Here is a 17,727-nt window from a genome sequence, read left to right as displayed (position 1 = left end):
CAACACGCGATCGTCACAAGGAAGGGTCGGCGCCTCCTTGCCCGGCCGGCCGGCCGCGCCAGTCCAGGCAGACGACGAGGGCGTCGTCGTCCGCCGCCGCCTCGCCGCGGTGGCCGGTCAGCTCGCGCAGGATCGCGCGCGGCACCTCGGCGGCGGGCAGCAGCCGGGTGGAGTGGATGGCCCGCGCCAGGGCCGCCTCGCCGTACGCCTCCCCCTTGGGCGAGGCCACCGCGTGGACACCGTCGCTGACGAAGACCAGCCGGTCGCCCGGCTCGACGTGGAAGTCCTGGGCCACGTAGTCGGTCTCCTCGAACATGCCCAGGGGCAGCTGGGCGTCGAAGTCGATGCGCTCCACGGTGCCGCCGCGCAGCCGCAGCAGTTGCGGGGAGCCCGCGTCCACGACGACGGCCCGTCCGGTGGACAGGTCGAAGTCGAACATGAGGACGGACAGATAGCAGCGCCCCCGGTAGTGGGCGTACACGGCCTGGTCCGCCAGGGCCGCCTGGTCGGCGATGGGGATGCCGGCCCGCCGGGCGTTGCGCAGGGCGTTGATGGCCAGGTTGGTCAGCAGGGCCGCCTCTATACCCTCGCCCATGCCGTTGGTGACGTACAGCGTCAGCCGGTCGGCCGTGGCGGCCCAGTCGAAGTTGTCGCCGAATATGGCGTAGGCGGGCTCCAGTTGAGCGCCCAGGGCGAATTCGGGGCGGGTGCAGGCACAGCCCGGCAGCAGCTGCCACTGCATCTCGGCGGCCAGGGTGAGCCGGTCCTTGCGCCGCGCCTGCAGATACAGATCGGTGTCCCGTTCGGCCACGAGGACCTCGCGCCCGAGCACATCGGCGATCTCCAGCAGTTCGGCCTCGCACTGCCGCGAGTCCTCGCCGCCGTCGAGCGTCACCGACAGCACACCGACCCGGTCGCCCCGCACGCTGACCGGCAGATGCAGACGCGCCCGCCCCTCCCGCAGGTCCTCGCGGTACGGCTTCTGCGAACCGAAGGCCCGGCCGGCCGGGCTGTTGTACATCGACACCGGTTCCAGCACGTGCGGCAGGACGGACACCGGCTGGAGCACGGTCAGTCCGTAGTCGGCCATGAACAGCTCGACATCCTCCGCGCCGTACTGCTCGAGCAGTGCGGCGCGGAGAGCGTCGAGCAACGCATGGGGTGCCGCCGTGCGCAGTGCGCGCTCAGCGGCCACAAATCTGTTCACGATGGAAAACACACCTATCTGTTGCCGGAGGCCGCGGGCTCCACCGGACGGCGAATCCGCTCGTCCCGGCCGCGACCGTCGCCCAATGCCTCAATGGCCCGCCCGCGCACCTAGTACGCTGACGGACATCCCAGTGCCTGCGAAAGTGTGACTGTGACTGCCTTCCGCCCCCGCCCGGAGCCCGACGAGGTCGCCCGTATGACCTCCACGGCCGGCGAACTGCTGGAAGTGCTGTGGGGCCGCGCCTCGACCGCCCCCGCTTCCGCGTCCCAACTGCGCGTGCTGTTCGTCCTGGAACACAACGACGGCATCAACCTGCGCACCCTCACCGACCACCTTGCCTCCACACCGCCCTCGACCAGTCGCCTGTGCGACCGGTTGCAGGCCGCGGGCTTCGTGGAGCGCGTGGTGAGTCCGGCCAACCGGCGGGAAGTGCGGCTGCACCTCAGCAGCCGGGGGCGCGCCTTCCTCGTCGACCTGCGCGCTCGCCGGGAGCAGGTGCTGCGGGCGGTCCTCGACCAGATGCCCGCCGCCAAGCGGACGGCACTGATGGAGGGGCTGGACGCCTTCTGCGAAGCAGCCGCCCTGCAGATGCACGACGACGCCGAGTCGTCCGACAGCAGGACCGCCTGAGCGATCCGCCGTGGCACCGGACCTCGCGTCGTGAACGGGTCCCGAGGATCAGTGCACGGAGAGTCCCCCGCCCACCGGAACATTCAAGATCCTTCCCCATGCGCGTCCGACACCGCTACTTTGTTGCCTGCCGACTATAGTTGTCAAATGGCAAGTGTTGGTCGGTGTTCTTTCTTGACATGTGGATCGAGTACCCCGACTGCCGCGACCTAGGGCTGTGGCGAAGGTCTCGTGAAGACCGCGTTCACCCGTCGCACACCGCCCGGCATGCGCCTCACCCGCCGGAATGCGGCCCCCTCACGGCAGTTGGCACCCGGCCGAATTCGCCGCCGGACGACGACGAGGGACATGAAGTGACCGAAGCCGGGTAAGCGCGCCCCGACAAGACGTCCTGCCCCAGCAGGGGCAGGCTGTGCGACCAGGGAAGGCTGACAACTGTGACGACACGCGTGCACGTGACGACGGAAGCTGCCGCAGAGCTGCCGCAGATCACCGAGCCGCGAAAGGTCGCCCCGCAGGACGCCCGAGAGCTGACCAGGCTTTTCCTCGACCAGTTGGCCGTACTGGAAGAGGGGACCCCGGAGCACCAGTACGCCCGCAACACCCTCATCGAGATGAACATGTCGCTGGTGCGCTTCGCGGCCAAACGCTTCCGCAGCAGCGGTCAGGACATGGAAGACGTCATCCAGGTCGGCACCATCGGGTTGATCAAGGCCATCGACCGCTTCGAGGTCTCCCGTGACGTGCAGTTCACCAGTTTCTCGGTCCCCTACATCGTCGGGGAGATCAAGCGGTTCTTCCGGGACACCTCCTGGTCGGTGCATGTGCCCCGCCGCCTCCAGGAGGCCCGCTCGGAACTCGCCAAGGCCGTCGACGAACTCGGGTCGCGTCTCGGCCGCGCCCCCAAGGTCTCCGAACTCGCCGAGCTGATGTGCCTGACGGAGGACGAGGTCATCGAGGCGCAGATCGCGGCCAACGGCTACACGTCCGCGTCCCTCGACGCCGCCGTGGGCAACGACCCCGACGAGGAGAACGCGACGCTCGCCCACTTCGTCGGCCAGGAGGAACCCGACTTCGCCCTCGTCGAGGACTACCACGCCCTCGCGCCCCTCATCGCCGACCTCAGCGAACGGGACCGCCTCATCCTCCACCTGCGCTTCGTCGAGGAACTCACCCAGGCGCAGATCGGTGAGCGCCTGAACATCTCCCAGATGCACGTCTCCCGCCTGATCTCACGCATCCTGACCGGCCTGCGCGCGCAGATGCTCGACGCGGACTGACACGAGGCGGGGCCCGACGGCCTGGTTCGCGGTACGACAGCTGGTCCGCGGCCTGGCTGTCGGGAGGGCGAAGGGCACCATGGCCTGCGCCCGTTCACAACTGCACCCGCCCCCTCGCGGGCTGTGTGCCGCGTCGCGGCCCGCGCAGCAAGCACCTACGTGATGCCCGCTTCCGGCAGTCGAGAACGTGGCACGCGGTCGCCTACGGCGCCGCTCTCCGTTCGCCCGTCTCCCCTCTCCCATCACGCCCCCGATCACCTCACCGAAGCCAACGGCCTTGGGCGCGATATCAGCTCCCGAGTCTGTGTGACGGCCTGGGACTCGGCGCGCTCAGGACGCCACCGAGGAAGGGTGACGCCGGTCTGGCGGATCGTGGTCGCAGCAGTCCTGACCTGCGCGTCTTGGTCAAGGAGTGGACCTCAGCGGCGGTGCCTGCCATGTCATCCCGGGCGGCTGGAGTATGGGCGAGGGCTCGGAGCCGGGGTCGTCGGCGTCGACGACCCCGGCGGCCGTGCGGTCGAAGTCGGCGGGCCAGCGGGTCCGCTCACTCGCCAGGGCGCCGGTCAGGCGGGCTCCGAGAAGGTCGGCGGTGCTCAAGTCCGTGCCGCGCAGGTCGGCCATGCGGAGGTCGGCGCGACGGAAGACGGCACCGTGGGCGTCGGCCTTGCGCAGGTTCGCCTCGCGCAGGTCGGTCTCGGTGAAGTCGGCGTCACGCAAGTCGGCTGCGACCAGCTTCGCGGCCCGTAGGTCGCTCAGAACGCAGCGAGCCCGGCGGAGAATCGCAGTCGTGAGGTCGGCGTGCCGCAGGTTGACGGAGACCAGGGACGCCTGGGTCAGATTGGCGTGGTACAGGCCCGCCGCCTCCATACAGGCGCGGTCGAGATTGACCTCGGGGAACCACAGTCCGTCGCAGTCGGCCCGGCGCAGGTCGGTGACGCTGAGATTGACCCAGGACTGCTCCCTGTGCCGGCACAGCACGCCGAGCGCGGTCAGCGCCACCTGCGCGTCGGCGGCGCGGGTCTCCAGGGGGGCGATGTCGTTGATGGGCACGTCTGCCGCCGGTGTTTCCGGTCCGGCGGGTGGCCAGGGCAGGTGTGTACGCAGATACGCGGCCTGGATGGAGATGATGGCCTCCCGGTCGCGGGCGGACTGCTCCGCGATCCGCCACAGCGCGTGCAACCCGCCGATGCGCACATCCAGCTTGTCGCTGCCGAGCTGGTCGACGGCCCGGCTGAATCGGTCGGTGACGTAGCCCTCCTGGGTGGCACGCAAACCGTCCTGGCTCACCCGCAGTTGCCGCCAGGTGGCATACGCGCCGAAGAGCACGACCAGGCCGCCGACCACCTGGAGAAGCGTCGTTCGGACATCGTTCACCGCCTTCAGCCGGTCCTGCGCTGCGACGCTCGCCCCGGCGAGATCGTGGTCGACCACCACCCCCGGCAGTACGACGAACACCGCGCCCAGAATGACCAGCCCCGCCCCAGCCAGCAGACCTGCGGCTACGCGACGCCTGACCCGCCCCTCGGGCCATGCCCGTCGCCCGTGGTCTGGCTCCCCCCTCCCCATGGCCATGGGAGCCTGGGCGCCGCCCAGAAGACGATCAAGAGTGCTGTGCCACTGGCCCGCGCCATGAGAACGGCCGTACCAGTCAGGTCAGTTGTGAGGCCTACCTGGGCCCGTGTGCCCTGGCCCGCTCCCGCCCTGCCCCCGCAAGGCGTTCGTCTCCGGCGAGCCCCTCGTGCCGCCGTCCGGTCAGGCGGTGACGCAAATCATGGTGAATTCGACGTCAACGTCCTCACGGGCGCACTTACGGTGGACGCATGTCCCCTCTGGCCCGGATAAGCAGCGCGTTCGAACCCCGCTTCGCGGAGTTCGCGTTCGAGCCTGCCTTCACGGCCGCCGTGGACCAGCATGTCGCCGAGATACGAGATCGTCTGTCGGCGATGCCCTCCGGCCTCGTTCCCTCCCCACCGCGTCGTGAAGACCTCACCGACTACGCCCTCGGCTTCCTCGATGCGCTCGACGAGATGGACTGGCGGGAGCCTGTAGGCCACGACTACGCCGTCTGTCGCCTCACCGCGATCAGCTGGCTTGCCCGCCAGTACTTCCTGGAAGCCGAGCCCGACCCCGACGGCGTGGCCTGACCCGTACCCGCGGGAGAGACGGCGGCTGCCGGCCGGCCGCTCCCGCGGCACCGGCCGGCCGTCGTCGTCCGTCACACCTCAGAGGTCCGCGGGCCCGTCCGTGCCGCCACGCATCTCGGTGCTGCCGTACCCCATCTGAGTGCGCTCGCCCGAGGTCTGGTGGCGCATCGCGTCCTCCCGGCCCGCCTGGTAGGCGCTCGCGCCGGCCCGACGGCGCGTGGTCTCCGCCTCGGCCGCGGTGAGCATGCGCTCCATACGCTGCCGCATCGGCGTGATCATGCCGCCGCCGACACCGACGATCAGGATGCCCGCGAGGGTGGCGAGCGCGGCGATGAGCAGGGACTGCACGACGTTCTCGGCGATGCCGGCCTGGTCGAGCGCGGCGATCACGCCGAGGGCGACGATGGCGCCCCACAGGATCGTCGCGACCGTGTTGCCGTAGGACGCCGACGACAGGGCACCCTGGACGATCTTGCGTACCGCGTTGGCGATGGCCATCGCGACCACGACCAGGACGACGGCGACGATGCCGCGCGGCAGCCACGCGACAATGCCGTTGATCGTCGCGCTGACGGGGTTCGGACCGAACACGCCCAGGGCCAGCTGCAGGGTGATCAGCATCAGCGTGTAGTACACGATCTTGCAGAGGATGCCCGTCAGATCGAAGGCCGAGTTCTGGAGCATCCGCGCGGTTCCTGCCCGCTCGGAAAGACGCTCGGATCCGACCTTGCGCAGCACTCGATCCAGGACCTTGGTGATCATCTTCGAGATGAACCAGCCGATGGCCAGGACGACCAGGAATCCGACCAGCTTCGGTACGAACGTGGCAATCTTCGACCAGGCGTCATTGAGGCCCTGGGTGAAGTCGATGGCAAGGTTGGCGGCCATGTGTGGCCCTTCCTTCCGATCGGTAAGGGGCGGTCTCCCTGCCAAGTGGACACCCGCTGAATGCCCAGCACTCCGATCTGCTGTGCCATATGGATGAACCGCCTCAGCGAATGCTTCTCGTCGGGGCGTCGGGGCGTCGGGGCGTGGGGCGTCGGGTGCCACGCCTGACCGTCCACCCCGTCCGATGAGTCAGCGGTGTCCACCGCTCCCCCGGGCCGGTAACCGGACTGTCGCGAGCCAGCGATGCGGTGTCCTGCTGACTTCGCGCAGATCACGAACGCAGGCTCCGTGAGGGGCGGAGCCCGTGCCGATAGGGTCGTGGGCGTGGACCGCAGCAGGCAGCTGGACGACGCGTTCGGCGGGGACGGGTGGGACGTGGCGTCGCCCCGGGCGGCCCGGGCGCTGTGGTGGGGGTCGGGCGGTGTGGTGCTCGCCGTCCTCGGTACCTCGGTGCTCGTCGCCGGTGCGGAACATCTCCGACGGCTGCCCCTGGCCGTCGTCCTGGTCGTCACGCAGACCTGCGCCCTGAGATGGCAGGCCCGCGCGCCGGTCGCCGTACTGGCCGTGAACGCGGCGACGGGGCTCGCGGTGTGGGCGCTGCTGCCCGCGGTGAGTCTGACCGGGGCGCTGCTCGCGGCGCAGATCGGGTTGTGTGCCGTGTCGGCCACCAGACCGCGGCGGGACTCGGCGTGGGCGCTCGCGGCGATGTGCCTGCCGGCACCGCTGGCGTTCGGGGCGGGCGGCGGCCCGGGGCTGACGGTCTATGTGCTGGCGGTGGTCCTGGCGTGGACCGCCGGGCAGTGGCGCAGGGCGCAACGCGCACGGAACAGGGCGGAACTGCGCCGGGCCGTGGTGGAGGAGCGTGCGCGGATCGCGCGGGAGGTGCATGACGTCGTGGCGCACACGTTGTCAGTGATGGTCATTCAGGCGGGCGCCGCAGACGACGTGTTCACCCAGCGGCCCGAGCAGGCCCGCCAGGCGCTGCGCGCCATTGAAACGGGCGCCCGCTCGGCGCTGGGCGAACTGCGCCTGTTGCTGCGAGCTTTCCGGTGGGAAGAGGACGATGACGCGGTTGGCGGGCAGCAGCGGGAGCCTGAGCCCTCGCTCGCCCGCTTGGACGAACTGGCCGACAGCGTGCGCGCGACCGGGATCACGGTCAACCTGCACCGCGAGGGCACGACCGACGGGCTGCCGGCCGCGGTGGACCTGGCGGCGTACCGGATCGTCCAGGAAGCCCTGACCAACACGCTGCGCCACGCGGCCGGCGCCGACGAGGTGAGCGTGCGCGTGACGGCCCGAGGTGACTGTGTGCAGGTCAGAGTGGTCGACAACGGGTCTGCGTCGCGCGGCGGTTCGAGTGTGGGGGCGGGGCGCGGTCTGGTGGGGATGAAGGAGCGCGTACGGCTCGTGGGCGGCAGCCTGCACGCCGGTGCGCTGCCCGGAGGCGGGTTCGAGGTGGTGGCGCGGCTGCCGGTGGAGCGTGTGTCGTGACGCTGCGCGTGGTGGTCGCCGACGACCAGGCTCTGGTCCGTACCGGTTTCCGCATGATCATCGACGCCCGGGACGACCTCGAGGTGGTCGGGGAGGCCTCCGACGGCCAGGAGGCACTGCGGCTGACGCGGGAACTGGCGCCCGACGTGGTGCTGATGGACGTACGGATGCCCGTCGTGGACGGCATCGAGGCGACCCGGCGGATCGTGCTGTCCGGCAGTCGTGCCCGGGTTCTGGTGCTGACCACCTGGGATGTGGACGCGCACGTGGTCGCCGCGCTGCGGGCCGGGGCGAGCGGCTTCCTGCTGAAGGACATCCGCCCCGGTGAACTCGTGGAGGCGATCCGCCTCACCGCCCGCGGCGACGCGCTGCTGGCACCGGCCGTGCTCAGCCGCGTCCTCGACCGGTTCCTGCGCACCACACCGGACCCGGCGCCGCCGCCTTCCCTGCAGGATCTCTCCGGACGCGAGCGGGAGGTGCTCACCCTGATCGGGCAGGCGCTGTCGAACGCGGAGATCGCCGAGCGGCTGCGCCTGTCGGAGGCCACCGTCAAGAACCACGTCACCGCGGTGCTGCGCAAACTGGGCCTGCGCGACCGCGTCCAGGCCGTCGTCGCCGCCTACGACCACGGCCTCGTGCGACCGCGCCGCCCGTGACGGTGACGCCTCCTCCTCAAGGAGGAGGCCGAGCCGCGATCCTCCTGCGTTCCCAGTGCCGGTCCGTTCCCGCGGCCGATCCGCGACCGGAGTACGCGGCCGTAGCGTCGAGGGGTGATCGACGACCTGCCCTGCCTCGTGTACCTGCTCGCCTACGACGAAGCCGCCGAAGCCCCGTACGACCGTTCCCGGACGGAGCTGCTGGTCCGTGCCGCCGCCCTGGTCGACCTCGCGTCGCGCGGCCGGCTGCGGGAGGACGGCGGCATGGTCACCGTGTGCGATACGGCACCGACCGGCGCCCCCGTGCTGGACGGCGTTCTGCGTGATGCCGCCGCCGGGCACGGCTGGAAGCACCTCGTGCGCCGGCACCGCAGGCGGACCCTGGCGGAGGTGGAGGACCGGCTCGCCGCGGCCGGGTGCCTCACCGTGAAGGCGCCACGCACGCGCTTCGGCAGCCGGCGGGTCACCGTGACGGACCGTGCCGTACCTGCCGCGCTTCGCGCCCGCGTGTCCGCGGCGCTGCACGGGGACGGTCCCGTGCACGCCCTCCCCGCCGCCGACTCCGCACTACTGGCGCTGGCCGCTGCGGGGCGCATCCGCACGGTCGTCACGCGGCGGGACCAGAAGACCTTCCGGGCGCGTATCGACGCCTGCACGGCATGCCTCGGCGCGCTCGCACCCGGTCTGGAAAAGGCCGTACGCGCCCTGCCGACGACCATGATCGCCGCACAGGGCGGCATGGGCGGCAGCTGACCGGATGGGGATGATGAGCATGCACCGCACCTTGACCGCGCTGGGCTGCGCCCTGACCGCCGCGCTCGCGACGGCATGGTCCGCTCCACCACCGACGGAACCCGCCCGGCCCGCCGTCGCGACGGTACGCACCCACGACGGCCCGGTGCGGCACGACGCCACGACGGTACGCACCCACGACGGCCTGGTACAGGGCGCTGCCACGACGGCACGTACCCACGACGGCCTGGTACAGGGCGCTGCCACGACGGTACGTACCCACGACGGCCTGGTGCGGGGCGCCGTCCACGACGGCTACCGCACGTTTGCGGGCATTCCCTATGCGGCGCCCCCGGTCGGCAGGCTGCGGTGGGCGCCGCCCGTCCCGCCGGTCCCCTGGCAAGGCGTACGCGATGCGATCCGGCCCGCGAGCCCCTGCCCGCAGCCGGGTGGTGAGGTGCCCGGCGGCGGCACCGACGAGGACTGTCTTCACCTGAACGTCACGACACCCGACGGCGCGCAGCCCGCGCATCCCCGGCCGGTGATCGTGTGGCTGCACGGTGGCGGCTTCACCACCGGAGCGGGCGGGTCGTACGACGCACGTCGCATGGCCACCCGCGGCGACGTCGTGGTCGTCACCGTCGACTACCGTCTCGGGGCCCTCGGATTCCTCGCGCACAGCGGGCTGCCCGGCTCCGGCACCTTCGGCCTGGCCGACCAGCAGGCGGCGCTGCGCTGGGTCCGCGCCGAGATCGGCGCCTTCGGCGGCGACCCGCACGACGTGACGCTGGCCGGCGAGTCGGCGGGTGGCTACAGCGTCTGCGCCCAGCTCACCTCCCCCGCCGCCACCGGGCTCTTCGACCGGGCGATCATCCAGAGCGGCCCGTGCACCGGCCGCCCCGAGCGGCCCTTCGCCCCGTCCTCCGTCGCTCTGCCCACGGCGCGCGCCGCGGGTGCGGACCTGGCGGCGAAGGTCGGCTGCGGCGCCGCCCACGACGTGCCGGCCTGCCTGCGCCGCGTCCACGTCTCCCGGCTGCTCGCGGCCCAGGCCACCGATCAACAGCCCGCCCACACCACTCCGTTGCTGCCCAGCGACCCCGCGGCGGCGATCGCCGCCGGCCGTTTCCACCGCGTTCCCGTGCTCATCGGCAGCAACCACGACGAGGGCAACGGCTGGGCCGCCGGCATCATCCAGGCCGGCCACCCGGTCACGTCCGACACCTGGCCCGACGTCGTGGCCGCCTTCTTCCCCGACCCGGGTCAGGCCGACGCGATCGTCCGCGAGTACCGGGTGCACCGCACCGATGGCGGCCCGGTCTTCGGCGCGGTCATCGGCGACGCGAACTTCGCCTGCCCGACGGCACACACCGGCACTCTGCTCGGCGCCCAAGTACCCGTCTGGCGCTATGAGTTCGCCGACGAGAACGCTCCACAGCCCGCGTCGGGCACACCGCCGTTCCCGCTGGGAGCGCCGCACGCGAGCGAACTGCCCTACCTGTTCGACCTGGGCGGCCGCCCCCGCGACCTGACCGCGGCCCAGCGCCGACTGGCCGACACCATGATCGACTACTGGACCCGGTTCGCCCGCACCGGCGACCCGAACGGCCCGTCGTCGCCGCACTGGCCCCGGCACCGGGTGCTGTCCCTGGCACCGGACCACATCGTCCCCGCGGGCGGGCCGTGGCTCCGCCACCACTGCGCGTTCTGGGACGGTCTCGGGTGACCAGGGGAACGGCCGCGCACAGCCGCGGTATTCACATCACCCGACCCCACGAGGAACCCGACCGTCCAACCCCAGGGGGACAGCCATGAACGAAACCCTCGCCAGGCGCCTGACGGGCCTGTCCGGCATCGCCGCTGCGGCCGCCTTCATCGTCGAAGTACCCCTGTACTTCCTCTACTCCGGTCCGCCACCGGACTCCAACGTCCTCGCCAGGCTGCTGATCGGCATCACCGCGCTGGCATTCCAGATCGTCTTCGTGACGGCCTTCCGCGAACTGGTCAAAGCGGTGAACCCCGCCTACGAATGGGTCGGCACGATCGCCTTCGCCACCGGACTGGTCTACTCGACGATCATCCTCGTCTCCAACGGGCTGGAAGCCGGAGCGGTCATCGCCGCCGACCACCCGATCGACCCGACCATCACGGTCAGCGGCACCTACATCCTCTACGGGTCGATCAGCCGTCTCCTGCTCGCGCTGTTCCTGACGACCGTGGGCTACGGGATCTCCCGTACGCGCCTGCTGCCGCGCTGGACCGCCCGCTCCGCGTTCGTCCTGGCAGGAATCAACCTGGCCTTCGTGCCGTCGCTGTTCTTCGGCAACACCCCCGCACACTTCTACGCGGCGAACGGCTGGGGCACCACCGCCCTGATGGGCGCGATCTTCAGCTACTGGCTTCTCGCCCTGGGCATCTCCGCCTACCGGAGCGTCACACGCCCCGCGTCCACCGACTCACCGGTCCTGCAGCACTGACAGCACTCCCCTGCCGAGGGCAGGACCCCAGAGCGAGGGCGACCATGCGCGGTGCCGGTTCCGGCCCCAGCGGGCCGCGCGGTGGGCGACCAGGTGTGACGCCCGGCGCCCGCCGCCGCGAGCCGCGAGCCGCGAGCCGCGAGCCGCGAAGTGTGAAGTGTGAATTGGACTGGACCAGGCCATTGACAGGAGTTTTGCAGCGGCCCTTAAATCATGGTGTGAAGTAACCCCTGCATTCACCACGTTCCGTGCACCTCACGCACCACGCGCACCCCCTGTTTCCCCCACCGCCGCACAGCCGCGCCCCTTCGCAGCTCCCTCCCCAGCCCTGTCATGCGCATGCCACACATGGTTCCGGGCCCGACGAGCCGCGAAACACGCGCCGGTTGCTGACGACAGAACAGGACGTCGGCCATGACCACGTTTCTCCCCAGAACCCCGATACGCGGCGCACTCGGCGCGGCCGTTGCCGCCGCCCTCCTCGCCGCGACGAACACCGCCCCGGCGAGCGCCGCGGCAGCAGCCGTCGGCCGAATCACCGGACTCGGCGGCAAGTGCGTGGACGTGGCGGGCGCGGCCACGGCCAACGGCACCGCCGTACAGCTCTACGACTGCAACGGCACCGCCGCCCAGCAGTGGGACGTCGGCTCCGACGGCACGATCCGCGCGCTCGGCAAATGCCTGGACGTCACTTCCGCCGGCACCGCGGACGGCACCCGTGTCCAGCTGTGGGACTGCAACGGCACCGCAGCCCAGCAGTGGACCGTCACCTCGGCCGGCGACATCGTCAACCCCCTGGCCGACAAATGCCTCGACGCGACCGGCAACAGCTCGGCGAACGGAACGCCGTTGCAGATCTGGACCTGCACCGGCGCCGCCAACCAGAAGTGGACGGCTCCCGGCGACGACACCCCCGCACCGGGTCCGGGCACGATGGCGGTCGCACCGTACCTCTACAACGGCTGGGGCAGCCCGCCGAACCCCACGACCGTGATGAACGCGACCGGCGTCAAGTGGTTCACGCTCGCCTTCGTGCTCAGCAACGGTTACTGCAACCCCCAGTGGGACGGCAGCCGTCCGCTGACCGGTGGCGTCGACCAGCAGACGATCAACACCGTGCGCGGCGCCGGTGGCGACGTCATCCCGTCCTTCGGCGGCTGGAGCGGCAACAAGCTGGAGAGCTCCTGCGGCAGCGCCGGCGAACTGGCTGCCGCCTACCAAAAGGTCATCAACGCCTACGGGCTGAAGGCGATCGACATCGACATCGAGGCGGCGGCCTACGACAGCCCGACCGTGCAGCAGCGCACGGTCGACGCCCTCAAGACCGTCAAGGCCGACAACCCCGGCATCAAGGTCTACGTCACCTTCGGCACCGGTCAGAACGGTCCGGACAGCAGCCTGATCGGCAAGGCCGCCGCGTCCGGACTCACCGTCGACAGCTGGACGATCATGCCGTTCAACTTCGGCGGCGCAGGCCTGAACATGGGACAGCTCAGCGTCCAGGCGGCCCAGGGCCTCAAGACCGCGGTGAAGAACGCGTACGGCTACACCGACGACCAGGCCTACCGGCACACCGGCATCTCCTCCATGAACGGCATCACCGACAACAACGAGACGGTCACCGTGGCCGACTTCCGCACCATCCTCGCCTACGCCCAGCAGCGCCACCTGGCACGGCTGACCTTCTGGTCCGTGAATCGCGACCGCCCCTGCACCGGCGGCGGAGCCGACACCTGCTCGGGCGTATCCCAGCAGCCCTGGGACTTCACACGTGTCTTCGCGCAGTACGGCGGCTGACCCCCACCCTCAGGAGAAGCAGTCATGCCCCGATCCGCTCGCCCCCGGCCCCTTCGGCACGTCCACCCCGATACGGCACCCGTCAGACGACTCGCAGCGCGGCTACTGATCCTGCTGGCGCTCGCTCTGGCGCTCACCGCTCCGGCCCCGCAGGTCTCCGCCGCGCCCCAGGCCGACCCGTTCAAGGTCCTCGCCCTCTACAGCGGCACCTACGACGCAGCGCACATCGACTTCGACAAGGAAGCCAACGCCTGGTTCCCCCAGCAGGCCGCCGCCAACGGCTTCACCTACACGGCCAGCACCGACTGGGATCTGCTCGCCAACGGCGGCGTCAACGCCTACCAGGTCGTCCTGTTCCTGGACGATCTGCCGCAGACATCCGCCCAACGCTCCGGCTTCGAGGCATACATGAGGGGTGGCGGCGGTTTCATCGGTTTCCACGTCTCGGCGTTCACGACCGACGCGGCAAGCTGGTCCTGGTACCACAACACGTTCCTCGGCTCGGGCAACTTCGTGTCCAACACCTGGGGCCCAACCGCGGTGACCCTGAAGGTGGAGGACCGCACGAGCCCGGCCACCGTGAACCTGCCGGCCACGTTCACCTCGTCGGTCAGCGAGTGGTACAGCTGGTCCCGGGACCTGCGGCAGAACCCGGACATCAAGATCCTGGCATCGATCGACCCGAGCAGTTTCCCGGTCGGCACCGACCCCAACCAGTCCTGGTACAGCGGCTATTACCCGATCCTGTGGACCAACACGAAGTACAAGATGCTCTACGCGAACTTCGGGCACAACGCCATGAACTACGACACCAACACCCGGTTGTCGTCCACGTTCGCCAGCCCCAGCCAGAACCGCTTCCTCCTCGACGGGCTCAAGTGGCTCGGCGGCGCGGGCGGCGGCCCCACGCCCAGCGATCCGATCTCCGAGACCACGTGGTACTCGCTGACGGGCAACGCGGCCGGGGTCTGCGTCGACGCACGCGGCGCGGCCACGGCCAACGGCACGGCGATCCAGCAGTACACCTGCAACAGAACCCTCGCCCAGCAGTTCCAGTTCCGCTCCACCGACAGCGGTTACACGCGGATCGCGAACCGCGGCAATCCCCAGCAGGTCATCGACGTCACCGACGTGTCCACCGCGGACAACGCGCCCCTGCAATTGTGGGCGTACGGCGGGGGCAGCAACCAGCAGTGGCTGCCGGTGCGGCAGACCGACGGCTGCTACCGCTTCGTCGCCCGGCACAGCGGCAAGTGCCTGAGCACGAACGGCACCGCCACCAACAGCGTGCAACTCGTCCAGCGCACCTGCGACAACTCGGCCGCGCAGAGCTTCCGCCTGACCGCCCAGCCCTGACGCCGCGTCACCCCGACCGGACCGCTCGGCTCGCCGTTCCCGGCACCCGCCGCCAATGCGCGCCTACAGCAGACCGATAACCAGTGGAGCACTGGTCAGGCTGATGACAAGGTGACGCTCATGCCGTCGCCTGTGGTCGAACACCTGCTCCGTGAACTGCACGCATCACTCACACTGCGCAAGCGTCCTGAGGACGTGGCCCGACTCGTCCAGGAGCTTCACGCCGCACAGAGCACCGACCTCGACGCAGCGACCGAGGCGGCCCTCGCCAAGGCCGCCGAGCACTCGCTGCGCAACCTCTGGCACGGCTACACCTCCATGCTGGAAGAGTTCGCGCGTCCCGTCGGCGCGCAACGCCAGCTCGCCCGAGCGACGAGCCTGTTCACGAGCCTGCCGGAACTTCCCGGCGGCGCCGGCGACGATCCCGCCCAGATAGAGGCGGTGATCCGGCGTGCCGGCGAGGAGATCGGCCGGTCGTACGGGCAGAACGACTTCGGCATGGACCGCCTGAACCGGGCCGAGCGCACGGCGGCGGGTCTCAGCGAGATCTCGAAGCGTCAGTACAACAAGCGCTTCCGGCTGCTCCGCAGGATGGAAGCCAAGCTGGCCCGACTCATCCACGAGCAGCACCGCCGCGAAATGACGATGACCGGCAAAGGCGCCCTCGCTCACGCCCTGCCGTACGAGCTGTTCGCCGCCGATACGGACTCGGCGGCCTTCATCGCATACATCACGGCACGCGGCTACATGCGCAGCGTCTTCACCAACGGCCGGCAGCGTCAGGTCTACGACGAGGTCGCAAAGGCACTGTTCGAGCGTCTGCGGGCCGCTCCCGAGCGGACCTGCTGGCACGCGGTCGCGCATGTGTACCCGACCGCCGAAGTACTGGCCCATGTGTCTGACCAGGACCTCTCACAGCTGCTGGTGCGGTGGAACCTGGTCCTGCGCCAGGTCGCCGACCTGCTGGAAGACGCCTGGAACCGGCACCCGTTGGAACGCGACACGATGATCGTGCGCCGCGGCGACGACTCGTCGACCTGGAACCAGGCCGCGCAAGCATGGAACACAGCCCGGGCACATTGGTTCGCGCTGCTGGAGGAGCTCGGTCAGTACGAGATTCTGGATCACTTCTGCCCTGGCAAGGTACCCCGTCTCATGGCTGCCGACGTCGCGTACTGGCACCGCATGAGCGGTGGCGGACTGCATCCCGACACCTATGTGTGGGCGGATCTCCCGCTGCCCTGGGAGGTCCTCCGGGGTGAGAAGGAATGTCCGCGCTCACTCGTCGAAGCAGCCTGCGCCCGGCATCGGGTGGACCCGGTAGCCGGAGCCTGGACCGCCCCCAGGCCGACAGCTGAGGCCGTCTCTTTCCGGCGTACTCCCGAGCTGGTTCACGGAGTTGCCGTGGCAGACCCGCTCATGGCCGGCGCGCTTCGGTCGGCAGGAGTCTTTTCCGGCAAGGACAAGCGTGCCGCTGCGCAGGAGTGGTTGTGACCGATGACAAGGACTGCGGCGAACCGGGCCCGTAAATCGGTTGCTCCCCGCCGCGGCCCGGGCGATGATCACGGCGGCGACGAGGAAGCTCTGCGGAGGAGCGCCCGGCTCTGATCCCGGGTGGACGCAGGTTCGAATCCTGCCCTCGTCGCCTCTTCACGTACCCGGTGAGAGCGGCGGGGATCGCGGCAGGAATGTCAGCGGCCAGCGTGAGGCGGGCGGCATTACGGCCCGCACAGCGGCGTCGTGGGTTGTCAGTTCGAGGATGCGCGTGATCTGCGGTCCCAGCACAGAGGCAGCAAGGCGGCGTGACTCCTGCGGAAGCGGCGGGCGCTCGCGCTCTGTGTGGGCGCGTGCAGGGATTGCTCTGCTGCCCGTCATCCGCCGTGACAGGGGTGACTTCATCGGGTATTGCGGGCTCGCTCTCGGGCGGCCGGCTTCGATGAGCCGGAGATCGCCTACGAGCTGTTCCAGCGTGTGCACGGGCAGGGCTATGCCACGGAGGCGGCGTCCGCGGTGCTCGACGCTGCGATCGCGACCGGGCGGAAGCGGCTCCGGTCGACGGTGCGTCCCTGGAACGCGCCGACACGCACGACGACCAGTTCTGGGCGGCTCCACCCCGGCGCAGGCACGGTCGCTCTCCGGACCCGACAGCCAGGGCCGCTATCATCCAATATGAATCATTTGGTGCTGATGACCTGAAAAGGATGAAGATCCTTCGGAGTGGCCCATGTCCCGCAAGGGCCCCGCGTACGACGGCGACGAGCTGCTGGCCAGACTGAGCTCGTTGACGTCCCGGGCGCGTGAGCAAGCGGAGCTGCAGCGTTCCCAGGTCGAGCTGGCCATCGCCCTGCAGCGCGGCATGCTGCCCGCGGAGATGCCCACGGCGCCCCGCTACCACCTGGCCGTGCGCTACGTACCGGCGCACCACGGCCTCAACGTGGGCGGAGACTGGTACGACGCGTTTTACCTGCCGGACGGCCGGATCGGGCTGTCCATCGGAGACGTGCAGGGCCACAACATCGAGGCCGCCGCCTTCATGGGGCAGGTACGCGTCGGCCTGCGCGCCCTGGCCTCCGTGACGAGCGATCCCGGTGAACTCCTCGCACAGACGAACGACCTCCTCCTGTCCCTGGGCGCCGACCTGTTCGCCACCTGCACCTTCGTACGCCTCGACCCGTCCACCGGCGTGCTGGAGAGCGCCCGGGCCGGGCACATCCCCTGCGTCTGGGCGACGGCGGACGGAAAGTCCGGCGTCGGCAGCGACGAGGGCGGCCCGCCACTGGGCATCCAGGCCGGGGCGACTTATCCGGTGACCCGTTACCGGCTCACCATGGGCGGTGTGTTCGTTCTGCTCACGGATGGCGTAGTCGAGGGGCCGTCCATGGAGATGGACCAGGGCCTGGATCAGGTCGTACGACTCGCCGGCATCGCCGCCGTGGCGGGCATGGACGCGGGCTCGCTCGCCACCGCCGTGATCCGGGGCGCGGACCAGGTGGGACACGAGGACGACGCCGCCGTACTGGTCGTCGGCCACGAAGGCGCCGATCCTCAGCTGTAGGGCGGCACACCGGC

Annotated in this window: 15 protein-coding genes, 1 tRNA gene and 1 pseudogene; 14 read left to right on the top strand and 3 right to left on the bottom strand. The window is 70.2% G+C overall.

What is annotated here, in order from left to right; translation table 11 throughout:
* Positions 1-13: 13 nt before the first annotated feature.
* Positions 14-1,207, bottom strand: coding sequence for a PP2C family protein-serine/threonine phosphatase (locus DI272_RS30585; RefSeq protein WP_109501130.1), 1,194 nt, complete (start codon positions 1,205-1,207; stop codon positions 14-16).
* Positions 1,208-1,354: 147 nt separating this feature from the next.
* On the opposite strand from DI272_RS30585, the gene DI272_RS30580 reads away from it, so the two are divergent.
* Positions 1,355-1,840, top strand: a complete 486-nt coding sequence (locus tag DI272_RS30580; protein WP_245694963.1) for a MarR family winged helix-turn-helix transcriptional regulator — start codon at positions 1,355-1,357, stop codon at positions 1,838-1,840.
* Positions 1,841-2,295: 455 nt separating this feature from the next.
* Positions 2,296-3,120: an RNA polymerase sigma factor SigF gene (locus tag DI272_RS30575; protein ID WP_258314727.1), complete on the top strand. Its 825-nt coding sequence runs from the start codon at positions 2,296-2,298 to the stop codon at positions 3,118-3,120.
* A 405-nt stretch (positions 3,121-3,525) separates the two neighbouring features.
* Here the strand turns inward: DI272_RS30575 and DI272_RS30570 are convergent, their stop codons facing one another.
* Entirely contained in the window at positions 3,526-4,593 is a 1,068-nt protein-coding gene (locus DI272_RS30570) for a pentapeptide repeat-containing protein (RefSeq protein WP_109501129.1), read from the bottom strand.
* Positions 4,594-4,940: 347 nt separating this feature from the next.
* Here DI272_RS30570 and DI272_RS30560 point away from each other — a divergent pair, with 347 nt between their 5' ends.
* Positions 4,941-5,264 (top strand): DUF6401 family natural product biosynthesis protein, encoded by a 324-nt coding sequence (locus DI272_RS30560; RefSeq protein WP_109498420.1) that lies wholly within the window; start codon positions 4,941-4,943, stop codon positions 5,262-5,264.
* A 78-nt stretch (positions 5,265-5,342) separates the two neighbouring features.
* Here the strand turns inward: DI272_RS30560 and DI272_RS30555 are convergent, their stop codons facing one another.
* Positions 5,343-6,152 (bottom strand): hypothetical protein, encoded by an 810-nt coding sequence (locus DI272_RS30555; protein WP_109498419.1) that lies wholly within the window; start codon positions 6,150-6,152, stop codon positions 5,343-5,345.
* 324 nt (positions 6,153-6,476) lie between these two features.
* On the opposite strand from DI272_RS30555, the gene DI272_RS30550 reads away from it, so the two are divergent.
* The 11 genes and pseudogenes from DI272_RS30550 to DI272_RS30500 all read left to right on the top strand — a co-directional run bounded on the left by DI272_RS30550 (position 6,477) and on the right by DI272_RS30500 (position 17,713).
* Positions 6,477-7,643: a sensor histidine kinase gene (locus DI272_RS30550; protein WP_258314726.1), complete on the top strand. Its 1,167-nt coding sequence runs from the start codon at positions 6,477-6,479 to the stop codon at positions 7,641-7,643.
* Complete coding sequence (locus DI272_RS30545) at positions 7,640-8,299, top strand: response regulator transcription factor (RefSeq protein WP_109498418.1); 660 nt, start codon at positions 7,640-7,642, stop codon at positions 8,297-8,299. Before DI272_RS30550 ends, DI272_RS30545 begins: the two co-directional genes overlap by 4 nt.
* 114 nt (positions 8,300-8,413) lie before the next feature.
* A complete protein-coding gene (locus tag DI272_RS30540; RefSeq protein ID WP_109498417.1) occupies positions 8,414-9,052 on the top strand; it encodes a GPP34 family phosphoprotein in 639 nt (212 codons plus the stop codon).
* 13 nt (positions 9,053-9,065) lie between these two features.
* On the top strand, positions 9,066-10,754 hold the full coding sequence (locus DI272_RS30535; RefSeq protein WP_375138123.1) for a carboxylesterase/lipase family protein: 1,689 nt from the start codon (positions 9,066-9,068) through the stop codon (positions 10,752-10,754).
* Positions 10,755-10,839: 85 nt separating this feature from the next.
* Complete coding sequence (locus tag DI272_RS30530; RefSeq protein ID WP_109498416.1) at positions 10,840-11,505, top strand: hypothetical protein; 666 nt, start codon at positions 10,840-10,842, stop codon at positions 11,503-11,505.
* 414 nt (positions 11,506-11,919) lie between these two features.
* Positions 11,920-13,302 carry a chitinase gene (locus tag DI272_RS30525; RefSeq protein ID WP_109498415.1) on the top strand — a complete coding sequence of 461 codons (1,383 nt, stop codon included), beginning with the start codon at positions 11,920-11,922 and terminating at the stop codon, positions 13,300-13,302.
* Between the two features lie 24 nt (positions 13,303-13,326).
* The gene (locus DI272_RS30520; protein ID WP_109498414.1) at positions 13,327-14,658 is read left to right on the top strand and encodes a ThuA domain-containing protein; all 1,332 of its coding nucleotides are present in this window, start codon (positions 13,327-13,329) and stop codon (positions 14,656-14,658) included.
* Between the two features lie 120 nt (positions 14,659-14,778).
* Positions 14,779-16,152, top strand: a complete 1,374-nt coding sequence (locus DI272_RS30515) for a hypothetical protein (RefSeq protein WP_109498413.1) — start codon at positions 14,779-14,781, stop codon at positions 16,150-16,152.
* Positions 16,153-16,230: 78 nt separating this feature from the next.
* Positions 16,231-16,303: transfer RNA gene (locus DI272_RS30510), tRNA-Gln, on the top strand.
* A 207-nt stretch (positions 16,304-16,510) separates the two neighbouring features.
* Positions 16,511-16,740: pseudogene (locus DI272_RS45610) on the top strand (GNAT family N-acetyltransferase); the annotation flags it as partial.
* A gap of 142 nt (positions 16,741-16,882) precedes the next feature.
* Positions 16,883-17,713, top strand: coding sequence for a PP2C family protein-serine/threonine phosphatase (locus DI272_RS30500; RefSeq protein ID WP_109498412.1), 831 nt, complete (start codon positions 16,883-16,885; stop codon positions 17,711-17,713).
* The last annotated feature ends 14 nt before the right edge of the window (positions 17,714-17,727 follow it).

Origin of the sequence: Streptomyces sp. Act143 (assembly GCF_003143935.1) — a bacterium.
GTDB lineage: Bacteria > Actinomycetota > Actinomycetes > Streptomycetales > Streptomycetaceae > Streptomyces.
The sequence above is the reverse complement of the archived record's forward strand: the minus strand, read 5'-3'. Positions and strand labels throughout refer to the sequence as shown.

Bases quoted from the DNA above. Each gene is read 5' to 3' on its own strand.
- DI272_RS30560 (WP_109498420.1), top strand. From the start codon at position 4,941: ATGTCCCCTCTGGCCCGGATAAGCAGCGCGTTCGAACCCCGCTTCGCG.
- DI272_RS30555 (WP_109498419.1), bottom strand. From the start codon at position 6,152: ATGGCCGCCAACCTTGCCATCGACTTCACCCAGGGCCTCAATGACGCC.
- DI272_RS30535 (WP_375138123.1), top strand. From the start codon at position 9,066: ATGAGCATGCACCGCACCTTGACCGCGCTGGGCTGCGCCCTGACCGCC.
- DI272_RS30530 (WP_109498416.1), top strand. From the start codon at position 10,840: ATGAACGAAACCCTCGCCAGGCGCCTGACGGGCCTGTCCGGCATCGCC.
- DI272_RS30525 (WP_109498415.1), top strand. From the start codon at position 11,920: ATGACCACGTTTCTCCCCAGAACCCCGATACGCGGCGCACTCGGCGCG.
- DI272_RS30520 (WP_109498414.1), top strand. From the start codon at position 13,327: ATGCCCCGATCCGCTCGCCCCCGGCCCCTTCGGCACGTCCACCCCGAT.
- DI272_RS30515 (WP_109498413.1), top strand. From the start codon at position 14,779: ATGCCGTCGCCTGTGGTCGAACACCTGCTCCGTGAACTGCACGCATCA.
- DI272_RS30500 (WP_109498412.1), top strand. From the start codon at position 16,883: ATGTCCCGCAAGGGCCCCGCGTACGACGGCGACGAGCTGCTGGCCAGA.